13 protein-coding genes are annotated in these 12,895 nt (G+C 63.6%); 10 read left to right on the top strand and 3 right to left on the bottom strand.

Translation table 11 applies throughout. The features are described from left to right. Positions 1 to 140 precede the first annotated feature (140 nt). From AC1TQG_RS07965 to AC1TQG_RS07945, 5 genes are read left to right on the top strand one after another with little or no spacing between them, the layout of a single operon-like run. Positions 141 to 599 carry a nuclear transport factor 2 family protein gene (locus AC1TQG_RS07965; protein ID WP_482136391.1) on the top strand — a complete coding sequence of 153 codons (459 nt, stop codon included), beginning with the start codon at positions 141 to 143 and terminating at the stop codon, positions 597 to 599. Positions 600 to 606: 7 nt separating this feature from the next. Next, positions 607 to 1,428: a mycofactocin-coupled SDR family oxidoreductase gene (locus tag AC1TQG_RS07960; protein WP_482136390.1), complete on the top strand. Its 822-nt coding sequence runs from the start codon at positions 607 to 609 to the stop codon at positions 1,426 to 1,428. Positions 1,429 to 1,483: 55 nt separating this feature from the next. Then, a complete protein-coding gene (locus AC1TQG_RS07955; protein WP_482136389.1) occupies positions 1,484 to 2,308 on the top strand; it encodes a LytR/AlgR family response regulator transcription factor in 825 nt (274 codons plus the stop codon). Next, entirely contained in the window at positions 2,305 to 2,682 is a 378-nt protein-coding gene (locus AC1TQG_RS07950; RefSeq protein ID WP_482136388.1) for a DUF485 domain-containing protein, read from the top strand. The genes AC1TQG_RS07955 and AC1TQG_RS07950 overlap by 4 nt, the downstream gene beginning before the upstream one ends. 10 nt (positions 2,683 to 2,692) lie before the next feature. Continuing rightward, complete coding sequence (locus tag AC1TQG_RS07945; RefSeq protein WP_482136387.1) at positions 2,693 to 4,465, top strand: sodium/solute symporter; 1,773 nt, start codon at positions 2,693 to 2,695, stop codon at positions 4,463 to 4,465. 32 nt (positions 4,466 to 4,497) lie between these two features. Here AC1TQG_RS07945 and AC1TQG_RS07940 read toward each other — a convergent pair whose 3' ends face one another. Beyond that, positions 4,498 to 5,412: an SDR family NAD(P)-dependent oxidoreductase gene (locus AC1TQG_RS07940; protein WP_482136386.1), complete on the bottom strand. Its 915-nt coding sequence runs from the start codon at positions 5,410 to 5,412 to the stop codon at positions 4,498 to 4,500. A gap of 127 nt (positions 5,413 to 5,539) precedes the next feature. On the opposite strand from AC1TQG_RS07940, the gene AC1TQG_RS07935 reads away from it, so the two are divergent. Continuing rightward, positions 5,540 to 6,205 (top strand): TetR/AcrR family transcriptional regulator, encoded by a 666-nt coding sequence (locus tag AC1TQG_RS07935; protein WP_482136385.1) that lies wholly within the window; start codon positions 5,540 to 5,542, stop codon positions 6,203 to 6,205. Positions 6,206 to 6,439: 234 nt separating this feature from the next. Here AC1TQG_RS07935 and AC1TQG_RS07930 read toward each other — a convergent pair whose 3' ends face one another. After that, complete coding sequence (locus AC1TQG_RS07930) at positions 6,440 to 7,330, bottom strand: SAM-dependent methyltransferase (protein ID WP_482136384.1); 891 nt, start codon at positions 7,328 to 7,330, stop codon at positions 6,440 to 6,442. Positions 7,331 to 7,428: 98 nt separating this feature from the next. Between AC1TQG_RS07930 and AC1TQG_RS07925 the strand changes: the two genes are divergently transcribed. From AC1TQG_RS07925 to AC1TQG_RS07910, 4 genes are all read left to right on the top strand, one after another. Further along, the gene (locus AC1TQG_RS07925; protein ID WP_482136383.1) at positions 7,429 to 8,025 is read left to right on the top strand and encodes an NADPH-dependent FMN reductase; all 597 of its coding nucleotides are present in this window, start codon (positions 7,429 to 7,431) and stop codon (positions 8,023 to 8,025) included. Between the two features lie 204 nt (positions 8,026 to 8,229). After that, positions 8,230 to 8,592 (top strand): DUF485 domain-containing protein, encoded by a 363-nt coding sequence (locus tag AC1TQG_RS07920; protein WP_482136382.1) that lies wholly within the window; start codon positions 8,230 to 8,232, stop codon positions 8,590 to 8,592. Continuing rightward, complete coding sequence (locus tag AC1TQG_RS07915) at positions 8,589 to 10,223, top strand: solute symporter family protein (protein WP_482136381.1); 1,635 nt, start codon at positions 8,589 to 8,591, stop codon at positions 10,221 to 10,223. The genes AC1TQG_RS07920 and AC1TQG_RS07915 overlap by 4 nt, the downstream gene beginning before the upstream one ends. Before the next feature lie 108 nt (positions 10,224 to 10,331). Beyond that, positions 10,332 to 11,708, top strand: a complete 1,377-nt coding sequence (locus AC1TQG_RS07910; RefSeq protein ID WP_482136380.1) for an NAD-dependent succinate-semialdehyde dehydrogenase — start codon at positions 10,332 to 10,334, stop codon at positions 11,706 to 11,708. A gap of 26 nt (positions 11,709 to 11,734) precedes the next feature. Here AC1TQG_RS07910 and AC1TQG_RS07905 read toward each other — a convergent pair whose 3' ends face one another. Next, positions 11,735 to 12,841 (bottom strand): NAD(P)/FAD-dependent oxidoreductase, encoded by a 1,107-nt coding sequence (locus tag AC1TQG_RS07905; protein ID WP_482136379.1) that lies wholly within the window; start codon positions 12,839 to 12,841, stop codon positions 11,735 to 11,737. Positions 12,842 to 12,895 lie beyond the last annotated feature (54 nt).

Raw genomic sequence — 12,895 nt, 5'->3', positions numbered from 1 at the left:
GCATCTTGACAGCGGGCGATTATGACGTAGATCATACGAAGCAAGCTAGGTTTTCAAATTAGAGAATAGCGTTTCCGTGCTGTGCTGATGGTGCGAATGCTGTTCTGGGATCAGTATTTTTCGTAGCGAGGAGTTGTCAGGTGGATATCCAAGAGGTTGTCGACAGGCTGGAAATCGAGCAGCATTTGACGAATTACGCGAAGGCGGTCGACTCCGAGGATTGGGATTTGTGGCGCTCGCTCTATACCGAGGATGCGCGCGTCGACTACTCCGCTGTCAGTGGCCCGACGGGAAATCCGGCGGAGATCTCCGCATGGCTGGAAGCCTCGATGAAAATGCTGCCGATGAAGCAGCATTTCATCACCAACATCGACTACACGATCACCGGTGATACCGCCGAGGTGCGGGCGATGTTCTACAACCCGATGCTCCTGCCTGGTCAAACCGAAAAGAGTGACTGCGGCGGCTGGTATCGCCACAAGCTTGTGCGGACGTCAGAAGGATGGCGCACGTACGACTTCCAGGAAGAGGATGTCTGGTTCAGTGCCACGATGAGGGCGGGGGCCGAAGCGCATCGCGCTGCGTCGGCGAAGGGCTGAGATAGCGATGGGTGAACTCGACAACACGGTCGCCCTGGTCACGGGTGCGGCACGAGGGCAGGGCCGTAGCCACTGTGTGGCGTTGGCCGAAGAAGGCGCCGACATCATCGCAATCGACATCTGCGCCGACATCGACTCCATTCCGTATCCGTTGGCCACGAAAGAGGATCTCGACGAGACCGCCCGCCTGGTCGCCGAAAAGGGTCGCCGGATTTCGACGTATACCGCTGACGTGCGACAGCTGGCCGACCTCGAAGCTGCTGTCGCGGGCGGTGTCGCGCAACTCGGCGAGATCGACATCGTCGTCGCCAATGCCGGTGTGGTCGCGCTTGGGATCGCCGATCCGAAAAACGAGCAGCTCTACCGCGACATCGTCGAGACAAATCTGTTCGGGGCCTGGAACACGATCGCGGCGACCGTGCCGTCGATCATCCGTAAAGGCCGGGGCGGATCGATCGTCCTGACCAGTTCGGTCCAGGGTCTGATCGGACGCGGCGGTGACGGGAGTGCGGCCGTGTTCGGATACGCCGCGTCCAAACACGGGATCGTTGGCTTGATGCATTCGGCGGCAAACGCGTACGCAGCGCACAACATCCGCGTCAACACGGTCCATCCGACCGGGGTTGCGACACCGATGGTCATGAACGAGTACATGGCAAAGATGCACGCGGAGCAGGGCAGTCCGTCGTCCATGGGCGGGAACATGCTGCCGGTACCGATGGTCGAAGCCGAAGACATCACCAACGCTGTGATGTGGCTGGTGAGTCAGAAGGCCCGATACGTCACCGGCGTCGCGTTGCCGGTGGATGCCGGATGCTCGGCCATGTAGTTCCGCCGCGTTGGTGGGCTCGAGGAGGAGCGTACGTGGCACGATAGACCCTGTTGTGTCACAGACGAACAAGGATTCCGCGCCCACGAAACGGCCGGCACTGACAGTGCTGGCCGTCGACGACGAATGGCCGGCGCTCGACGAGCTCGCGTATCTGCTGCGGGCCGAAGACGCGGTGGCCGAGGTGCTGACGGCCGGTGACGCGACCACCGCATTGCGGTTGATCAAGGATCGTCCCGACAGTATCGACGCGGTGTTCCTCGACATCAACATGCCGGGCCTCGACGGACTCGAACTGGCCGGGGTGCTGGCAGCTTTTGCCAACCCGCCTGCCGTGGTGTTCGTGACCGCGCACGACGATCGGGCGGTGGCCGCGTTCGACCTCGGGGCGCTCGACTATCTCCTCAAACCGCTACGAGCGCAGCGTCTTGCAGAGGCGGTCCGGCGGGTGGTCGAGCAACGGGAGACATCCGATTCGGACCCAGGCTCGCAACCCGGTGTCATCGAAGATCCGGACGAGGTGATCCCGGTCGAGATGGGTGGTTCGACCACACTGGTCAATCGCTCGGACGTGGCCTGGGTGGAAGCCGAGGGTGACTACACCCGGCTGCACACCGTAACCGGATCCCATCTGGTTCGTATCCCCATCTCGGCGCTCGAAAGCCGTTGGGCACGCGCCGGATTCCTGCGTGTTCATCGTTCATACCTGGTGTCGTCGTCGCTGGTCACCGGTATCCGCACGGTTGGATCCGGCATGGTTGTCCTCCTCCGGCCGGGCCCGAATGCGGCGGTGGTGGAGTTGCCGGTGAGCCGGCGGCACACCCGGGAACTCAAAGACCGCCTTGTCCGTAGCCCCAGACAGGATCGGCTCACCCGATGACAACCGCCGGAGAAGGCCCGCCGCGGGCGCGGGAGCGGGTCGTTCTCGCAACGCGGCGAGGGGCGCGCACCGTCCGTACCCGGGTGGAGGTCCAAGAGCAGACCGAGGTCGGCGACGCACTCATCCGTGGGCTGATGCGCGCACAGCTGGGGCTGGCGTTGCGACTGGCCGCGCCCACCCTGCTACTGCTGTGTTCGATTCCGGTGTTGATGAAGATTTTTCCGGGACTGACCGAGGTGTCGATCTTCGGGATCCTGTTGCCCTGGTGGATCCTTGGATTTGCCGTGTATCCGCTGCTGCTCGGCGTCTGCTGGATCTACAACCGTCTCGCCGACCGAAATGAAGAAGAGTTCGGCGACCTGGTCGACGACTGAGATCCCACAGATGCAGACGATATCCGGACAGTCGGTGCCGGTCCCGACACTCATCGCACTGGTTGTCGCAGCAGTGGCCACCGTCGCCATCGGAGCCTACGGAGTCCGCCTGGCCCGCACGACATCCGACTTCCTGGTTGCCTCCCGCAGCGTCGGACCCAAATGGAACGCCGCGGCCATCTCCGGCGAATATCTCTCTGCTGCCTCATTTCTCGGCGTTGCGGGACTGATTGCAAAGTACGGCGCAGACGCACTGTGGTATCCGATCGGCTTCACCGCGGGCTATGTCGGCCTGTTGTTGTTCGTGGCGGCTCCGCTCCGCAGGTCCGGCGCCTACACCGTCCCTGATTTTGCTGAATTCCGGTTGCAGTCCAGGCGTTTACGCAAGCTGGCGACTGCGGTTGTGGTCCTCATCTGCATCCTCTACATGGTTCCGCAGTTCCAGGGCGCGGGTCTGACACTCAACATCTTGCTGGGTGTTCCACCATGGGTCGGCGCGGTGGTGGTCGCGCTGATCGTGATCGCCAATGTTGTTGGCGGCGGGATGCGTTCGATCACCTTCGTGCAAGCTTTTCAATACTGGCTCAAACTCACCGCCATCGCGGTGCCTGCCGTTGTCCTGGCGATCCACTTCTACGGCGTCGGCAATGATCAGGGGTCCGAAGCGCCACCGACGGTGTCGACGGCAACGACTGTCGACGTCACGACCGACGTTGTCGTCACCGTGGCAACCCCATTGCAGGTGAATGTGTTCGGGGAGGTCGACGACGTCGCCGTGTCCGGACCTCTGATGTTGCAGCCGGGCGAACACACGTTGAGCGATGGGGCCGAGCTCGAACTCGCCGCTGGATCGGCCGTACCGGTGGTCTCCGGCGCGCCGTCAACGCACAGTGAATGGGCCACCCCGGGATGGGGTTTCGGCGGGGAGCACCCGATGTTCCAGGTCTTTTCGCTGATCATCGGAATCTTCCTGGGCACCATGGGTCTCCCGCACGTGCTGGTGCGCTTCTATACGAATCCGGATGGCAGGGCCGCCCGGGCGACCTCGCTGGCGGTGGTGGGTCTGCTCGGGGTGTTCTATCTGTTCCCCACCCTGCTCGGTGTTTTCGCGCGTTTTTGGGTACCGCAGCTGCTCATCACCGGGGCGTCGGACGCCGCTGTGCTGTTGCTGCCGGGCTCGGTGTTGTCGGGTATCGGTGGCCAGTTGCTGGCGGCGCTGGTGGCTGCAGGCGCCATCGCAGCTTTCCTCGCCACGTCGTCCGGCCTGCTCGTCAGCGTGGCCGGCGTCCTGAGTACCGACGTGCTGCGCGGACGGGTCCGTGACTTCCGTGTCGCCTCCGTGCTGGCCGGGTTGCTTCCCCTCCTGTTGGCCGTCGGGGTGACGTCCATCGACCTGTCCCGCACCGTCGGTCTCGTGTTCGCTGTCGCCGCCTCGACGTTGTGTCCGTTGCTGGTGCTGGGCATCTGGTGGCGCGGACTCACCGCGGTGGGCGCGGCGGCAGGACTGATCGTCGGTGGTGTTGTCGCCGGTGGCGCCGCCCTCGCGACATCGGTCGGCGGCGTCGATGACGGCATGCTCGACGGCTGGCCCGCTGTGCTGATCGGTTATCCGGCGGCGGTCAGTGTGCCGTTGGCCTTTGTCACGATGGTGCTGGTCAGCAAGTTGACCACCGATCGGGTCCCGGCTGATGTCGGGCGGCTTCTGACCCGTCTGCACGCCCCGGAAGGGCTGGGGGTCGGGCGCGATCGCGAGGTGGGTCTCGACCACGGGGAGGATCGCTGAATGTGGCGGAGCAGTCATGAGTCCAGCCGTTGTCACCGTACGGCCAGGCCGAGAGGGAACGTCACGCCGGTGAGCTCTTCGGAGACGGTCCACAGGCGCCGCTGGACCACTCGGTCGTGCGAGTCTGGGCTGGACGTGACCAGTTCGGGATATACCCGGATCGCCCTGCGGTTGCCGGGGCCGTAGTACTGCCCGCCGACGACGGCCGGATCGGTGGCTGCGCGCAGGGTGGGCAGGGCGCCGATGGCGGCCTTCTGGGTGAGCAGTGGTGCGAGCCCGGTGAGGGGCAGACGGAGCGCGGTGGGCAGGTTGCGGGCGAGTCCGGTGTTGGACGGGCCGGGGTCGGCGGCGACTGCGATCGTGGTGTCGTGCGGGGCGAGCCGGCGCTGCAGTTCGTACGTGAACATCAGGTTGGCGAGTTTGGCCTGGCCGTAGGCGGCGATGCGGCTGTATGAGCGCTCCCACTGCAGGTCGTCGAAGTTGATGGCGGCCCGGATGCGGTGGCCGATGCTGCTCACCGTCACGACGCGGGAGCCGGGGACGGGCAGGAGCCGGTCCAGCAGCAGGCCGGTCAGGGCGAAGTGGCCGAGGTGGTTGGTGCCGAACTGCAGCTCGAAGCCGTCGGCGGTGGTTTGGCGCGGGGTGTGCATCACGCCCGCGTTGTTGATGAGTAGGTCGATGCGCGGGTGGGCGGCGCGTAGGTCGGCCGCGGCGGAGCGGACCGAATCCAGTGAGGTCAGGTCGAGGGCCTGGACGGTGACGTCGCCGTTGATGCGGGCGGCTGCCTGCCTGCCCTTCTCGATGTTACGGACGGCCAGGACCACCGTCGCCCCGCGTTCGGCGAGCATTCGCGCAGTCTCGAAGCCCAGCCCGGTATTGGCGCCGGTCACGATCGCCACCCGGCCGTGCTGCTCGGGAATGTTTTGGTCGTTCCAGTTGCTGCTCATGACGTACTCCTTAAGAAACCATCGGTCTGTTGTGGAATAAACATAAAAGACCGGCGGTCTCCTGTCAAGGGACCGACGGTCTTTAATTCCCCCAACGGACCGGTGGTCTTTAAGCTAAGGTCAAACCGTGACATTTCAGCGGGCACGCAGCGAGGAGCAGCGCGAGATACGTCGCAGGGCGATCCTGGACACGGCGGCGGCGATGCTCGACGAGATGCCCGTGGCCGAGGTGAGCCTCAACGAGCTCAGCCGGCGGGTGGGCCTGGCCAAGTCGAACGTCTTGCGGTATTTCGAGTCGCGCGAGGCGGTCTTGCTCGAACTGCAGGACGCCTTCATGGGGAGCTGGCTCGCCGAGCTGGCGGACGAACTGGACGCGGGCGTCGAGGCGCAGGCCACGCCGGACGTGCGAGCAGGTCAGCTCGCCGAGATCCTCAGCCGGTCACTGTCGGAACGGGTGGTGCTCTGCCACCTCTTCGGCGCGCAGGGTGCTGTTCTGGAGCGAAACGTCTCGGTCGAGGTGGCCAAGCAGCACAAGCGTTCCTCCCTCACCAGACTCGCCGACATGGCCGATCTCGTGCGTCTTCACCTGCCAGAGCTCGGCGATGGCGCGCAGATGTTCTGCTTTATGAGCCTGATCTCGGCGGGCGCGCTGTCGGCGTACGTCCCGACGCCACCGAGCCTCCTGACTGTCTACGCGGACGAACCCGCCCTCGGCATACTTCATCCGGAGCTAGACGAAGCCCTGCGGTCATCCTTCACTGCGACGCTCGTCGGCGTGCTGCCGCGCGCCTGAATGCCCCGGGCTATTACGTGCAGCTCGAGACTGACCGTTCGTCGCACAGCGCGCACGACTTCATGGCCACCAAAGTGCGGGGCAACATCAACATCGTTCTCAGGCAGTTCATTTCGACGTTTGTAGTCACGGCCGTCTCTGTGTGATTCGCCAATCGTGACCTCGATCCGCGCGGTTGTCTGGCGGCGGTCCGCTTGCGAAAAATGCAGTGCCGCAACAACTATGGTGATCGCACTAGGAAAGGGGAGTGGAGTCCGACGGCTTGAGAACCGCGGTCAGATAATGGGTGCCTTCGGGGGATGGGGTGAGCCGACCGTAGCGGTCTTGCAGATCGGATTGACCTTGAATGATTGTCTGCCAGTTCATGTGGTGGAGCTGGCTGGTGGTGTCGCGGTCGGTACGCCCCGTGGTAGCGGTGTCGGGCGCGCCGACAAGCGTTTTGAGTTTCTGGTACCGCTCGGACGTTGATTGTGTTGGTGCCGTTGCGAGTTGGGCGATCTGAGCAAGCCGGCTGCCCGGAGCCGAGAGTTCGGTGATGGTCGTGAGCACGCTCCTGACGACGTCGTCGGATAGGTAAGGCAGCACGCCCTCTTCCAGCCAGGCGGTCGGAACGTCCTGGCGAAACCCGGATGCGAGCAGGTCATGCTCCCACTGTCCGCGTAGGTCGGTGGCAACGGTGTGTCGCGGTCCGGGTCTGGGGGCCTGGACTTTCGCCAGTACTTGTTCTTTGAAGTCGAACATCGGTGGGAGATCGATTTCGAAGACCGGTATGTGCGCCGGCAGCGGCAGTCGAAAGGCGCGTGTGTCCAGGCCTGCCCCCAGGATGACGACCTGCTCGCACCCTTGCTCGCAGGCCGCGAGCAGGTAGTCGTCGAAGAATTTCGTGGCCAGAACGCGATCATCGTAGAAGTCGTCAACGAGTTGTCGCATCCGCTCCCACGTGTCGACAGCGTTCTCGGGCGCGTCCAGGTCGAAGAACGCTGTCTCGGCGGCCTCGGCGAAAAGCTGTGCGTACGGATCGGCGAACAGAGCATCCGTGCGTACAGTTTCGCGCGCGCGGATCAATGCCACTCCGATCGCAGTCAGCCCAACTCCAGCCAGTGAATCCGGCAGACCTCTATCCATGGACTCAATCCTCCCCAGTCGGTTCTCTGAGGAACGTAGCCCCTCGTACCGGCGTTTCGATTCGTTTTGCACATCGTGGTGATGCCGGAGGAGCAGGAGTGAATCAATCGCAGATCGTGCTGAACAGAACTCCATCGTTTGCCGCCTACAGTGGCCGGATGACGGCTCAATGCATCCTGATGATCAGTGGCAGCGTCCGTGAGGGCTCAGTTAATGCTGCGGTGGTCGCGACGGCGGCCGCGGTGGTGCCCGAGGGCACCACCGCGGTGACATACGCCGGGCTGAGTGATCTGCCGCACTTCAACCCCGACCTCGACAACGACTCCCCGCCGCCGGCCGTGATCGAGCTGCGTCGCCTGATTGACGAGTCGACTGCGCTGCTGTTCAGCACGCCGGAGTACGCCGGTGCTATGCCGGGGGCGCTGAAGAACCTGCTGGAGTGGACCGTCGGCGGTGTGGAGACGACGCAGAAGCCAACCGGGTGGATCAACCCGTCATCGATCCACAACCGGTCCGTCGGAACGTACGCGTCGCTGCGCACCGTGCTCGAGTACACCGACGCTCGAATCATCGATGCAGCCTGCGTCAACGTGCCGATCCCACGAGCGTTGATCGGTGCGGACGGTCTCGTGGCCCCGAGCCCCGAGCGCGAGGCGATCCGCAGCGCCGTGGCTGCGCTCGTCGCCGGGACCTAGAAACGTTCCGATCGCGTCGGCAGTCCCCACGCGGCTGAGCCCGATTCGGGGCGCGGCCGCTTACCGTTCGTCGCTCAGAATCGACCGTTCGTCGCACAGTTCGACAGCTCACCGTGTGACTGCGACCACACCATATTCATGTGACCTGGACCTCAATAACGTCTCCTGACAGGTTCTCTCACTCGTTTATGTCAGGAGTCTCCCGTGACCACATCAGACCTGAGCCCGGATAGGTCGCCCGAGCGACCGGCTCCGGACGCACAGGCGTTCATCGACATGCAGGCAAGTCCGGAGTTCCAGGATCTGCGCCGTCGACTACGCGTGTTCGTCTTCCCCGTGACGGGCTTCTTCCTGGCCTGGTACATGCTCTATGTCCTCGTCGCCACGTACGCGCACGACTTCATGGCCACCAAAGTGTGGGGCAACATCAACATCGGCATCATCTTCGGTCTCGGGCAGTTCGTTTCGACGTTTGTCATCACGGCCGTCTACGTGCGATTCGCCAATCGTGACCTCGATCCTCGCGCCGCGGCCATCCGCGAAGAGCTGGAAGGACCGGTCAAATGACCATTCTCGCCGCGGATACCGCTTCGGTAGGTAACCCCGCACTCAACATCGCCATCTTCGTGGCCTTTGTCGTCATCACCATGACGATCGTCATCCGGGCCAGCAAGACCACCAAGAAGGCCTCCGACTTCTACACCGGTGGCGGCCAGTTCTCCGGACCGCAGAACGGCTTTGCGATCGCAGGCGACTATCTGTCGGCCGCATCGTTCCTCGGTATCGCAGGCGCCATCGCCGTTTACGGTTACGACGGCTTCCTCTACTCGGTCGGTTTCCTCGTTGCCTGGCTGGTGGCTCTGCTCCTCGTTGCCGAATTGCTGCGCAACACCGGCCGGTTCACGATGGCCGATGTTCTGAGCTTCCGACTCCAGGAACGTCCGGTCCGGATGGCCGCGGCGCTGTCCACCCTGACGGTCTCGCTGTTCTACCTGCTGGCCCAAATGGCCGGTGCGGGTGGACTTGTCGCCCTGCTACTGAACATCGACGGCAAGTTCGGTCAAAGTATTGTGGTCGCCGTGGTCGGCGTCCTGATGATCGCCTACGTCCTCATCGGCGGCATGAAGGGCACCACCTACGTCCAGATGGTCAAGGCGGTTCTCCTCATCGCCGGTGCAGGCGTCATGTTCTTCCTCGTGTTGTTCGCGGTGAAGGGCAACTTCTCGCAGTTGATCGCCGATGCGCAGGCCACCGTGAGTGGGTCGGCAAACGAGGCGGTCGCGAGCCGTGACATCGCTGCTCCCGGTGCAAAGTACGGCATCAGCGAGATGTCGAAACTCGACTTCATCTCGCTGGGCATCGCTTTGGTTCTCGGTACCGCTGGTCTGCCCCACGTCCTGATGCGCTTCTACACGGTCCCGACCGCCAAAGAGGCGCGTCGTTCGGTCACCTGGGCGATCGGACTCATCGGCGCCTTCTACCTGTTCACCCTGGTTCTCGGTTACGGTGCCGCCAAATCGGTTGGCCCGGACAAGATCCTCGCCGCACCGGGCAAGGAGAACTCAGCCGCGCCGCTGTTGGCATTCGAGCTCGGCGGCACCATCTTCTTGGCCGTGATCTCGGCGGTGGCCTTCGCGACCATCCTCGCCGTGGTTGCCGGACTGGCCATCACCGCCTCCGCCTCATTCGCTCACGACATTTATGCCAGTGTCATCAAGCGCGGCAAGGCATCTGAGGAGCAGCAGGTCCGGGTTTCGCGGATCACCGTTGTGGTCATCGGCCTCGTCTCGATCGTGCTGGGCATCCTGGCCATGGGGCAGAACATCGCCTTCCTGGTGGCCCTGGCCTTCGCGGTTGCCGCCTCGGCCAACCTGCCGACTTTGCTGTTCTCGCTGTTCTGGAAGAAGTTCAACACCACTGGTGCGCTTTTCAGCATCTACGGCGGCCTGATCACCTGCATCGGACTGATCGTGATCTCACCAGCTGTGTCCGGCAAGGCGACCTCGATGTTCCCCGATGCGAACTTCGACTTCTTCCCGATGTCGAACCCGGGCATCGTCTCGATCCCCGCCGGCTTCCTGCTGGCCGTGATCGGCACCTACGTCGGGCGTCGCAAGCAGGAGAACGCAGCGAAGCAGGCCGAGATGGAGGTTCGCTCACTCACCGGGGTCGGCGTCGAAAAGGCGGTCTCGCACTGACCTGAAAACCCCGATGATGTGCGGTTTTGGCGGTCCCGTCCTGGGAGTTTGTTCGCCAGAACCGCACATCATTGTGTTAAGCCGGTGTTACTTGGGTACTCGGGGGCGATGAGTACCTACACGACCACAAATCCGACCACCGGCAAGACCGAGCGGGAGTTCGAGAGCCTTACCGCGGCGGGTGTCGAAGACGTACTGAGCCGTTCGATGGCGGCGTTTGAGCCGTGGCGGGCCACCAGTCCGGCCGAACGCGCCGCAGCACTGGCCCGGACCGCTGACCTGTACGAACAGCAGGCCGACAAGCTGGCGCAGGCCATCACCACGGAGATGGGTAAACCGACAAAACAGGCGCTTGGCGAAGTGCAGTTGGCTGCGGCGATCTACCGCTACTACGCGGAGCACGGGCCGGACCTGCTCAAGAGCGAGAAGCTCGACGTCGGCGGGGCGGACGAGTCGATTGTTCAGAAAGAACCGGTCGGTCCGCTCGTGGGTGTCATGCCCTGGAACTATCCCTACTATCAGGTTGCCCGGTTTGTGGCTCCGAACCTGATGGCGGGCAACACGATCATTCTCAAACATGCGTCGATCTGTGCCGGGTCGGCTCAGCTGATGGAAGAGAAGCTTCACGAGGCGGGCGTACCGACCGACGCGTACATCAACGTCTTTGCGTCCAGTGACCAGGTTGCCGACATGATCGCCGATACCCGCGTCCGGGGAGTGTCGTTGACGGGCAGCGAAGCGGCGGGAGCCTCCGTCGCCGAGACGGCGGGGCGGAATCTGAAGAAGGCGGTACTCGAGCTCGGTGGGTCCGATCCCTTCATCGTTCTCGAGACCACCGATCTGGAGAACACGGCGCGGACCGCGGCCAAAGGTCGATTGTCGAACGCGGGCCAGGCATGTAACAGTCCCAAGCGTTTCATCGTGCGCGACAAAGACTTCGACACATTCGTCGCGACGGTCACCGCGGAGTTCGAGTCGGCCACGGTGGGTGACCCCTCACATCCCGACACCGTGGTCGGGCCGCTGTCGTCGGTCAATGCCCGGGACACAGTGGTCGATCAGGTCAAGAAGGCCGTATCGCAGGGCGCCAAGTTGCACACCGGCGGTGAAGCGGTCGATGGAGATGGCGCCTTCATGCGTCCGGCCGTGCTGACCGGGATCACCAAGGACATGGACGCCTACTCCGAGGAGATCTTCGGTCCTGTCGCGATGGTCTACTCCGTGGCGTCGGAGGACGAGGCGGTGAAGCTCGCCAATGACGTCGACTTCGGCTTGAGCGGTTCGGTCTGGGGCTCCGACCTCGACAAGGCCCGCGACATCGCCGATCGCCTCGAGGTCGGTATGGCGTACATCAACGAGCACGGAACAACGTTGCCGGGCTTGCCTTTTGGCGGCGTCAAGCGCTCCGGGTTCGGTCGAGAACTCGGACGTTGGGGGATGGGCGAGTTCGTGAACACCCGCCTCCGCCGGACATCCAGCCGCTAGACCCCTATCGAAGGCGGGTGCACCGGTCAGTCGGCGACGTCGGCCACCGCTTCGGCGATGGCGAAACAGGATGTGAGCCCGGGGGATTCGATGCCGAACAGATTCACCAACCCGGTGACTCCGTGCTGTGCGGGGCCCTGGATCAGGAAGTCGGCGGCCGGTTCGCCCGGGCCGGAGAGTTTCGGCCGGACACCGCAGTAGGCGGGCGTGAGCGAGTTGTCGGGTAGCGCAGGCCAGTACCGGCGTATCTCGGAGTAGAAACTGTCTGCTCGGGTCGGATCGACCCGGTAGTCAACACGGTTCACCCATTCGACGTCCGGGCCGAAACGGGCCTGACCGCCGAGGTCGAGGGTCAGGTGTACGCCCAGTCCGCCGTCGACGGGGATCGGATAGACGAGTCGCGAGAAGGGCACCTTGACGCCGGTCGGAGTGTAGTAATTCCCCTTGGCGTAGTAGCGCTTCGGAAGGTGCTCGGCAGGAAAGCCATCGAACTGCGCCGCAACATCCCACGCGCCCAACCCGGCACTGTTGATCACTGTGCCGCAGGAGATCTCGGTGTCATCGATGGTCAGGACGATCGACGAATCCTTGCCTGTCCCGGCAACCGATCCGCCCATCACGGTGCTGCGCAGCACCGTGGTTGCGCCGGATTCTTCGGCATCACGCCGCAGGGCACTCATCAGTCCATGGCTGTCGACGATCCCGGTGGACGGTGACAACAGTGCCCGTCCGGCCTGCAAGTCGGGTTCGAGGTCGGAGAGTTCGTCCGTGTGGACCATCCGAAGATCGTTGACGCCGTTGATCTCTGCGGCAGCGGCAATGCCCAACAAGCGGTCGAACTGATCGGCATCGGTTGCCACGATGAGCTTGCCGATCCGGTGGTGATCAACACCGTTGTCGGCGCAGTAGGCGTAGAGCTTGTCTCGGCCGGTCGTGCAGTAGCGTGCCTTGGCGCTGCCGGCGGGATAGTAGATACCGGCGTGGATGACCTCGGAGTTCCGTGAACTGGTTTCCGACCCGATCAACTCGGACCGTTCGATGATGAGTACCTCACGCCCGCTGCGGGCGAGCTGCCTGGCAATGGCCAAACCGATCACACCGGCACCGATCACCACACAATCGATGTACTCCACCGCTCACCTCCGAGGCCTCGTTCAACGCAGATACGCTCCACGCACCATGACGCA

It is taken from the genome of Williamsia sp. Y844, from assembly GCF_056786475.1.
Note: the sequence above shows the minus strand (reverse complement) of the source record. Positions and strands in the feature narration are given on the sequence as shown.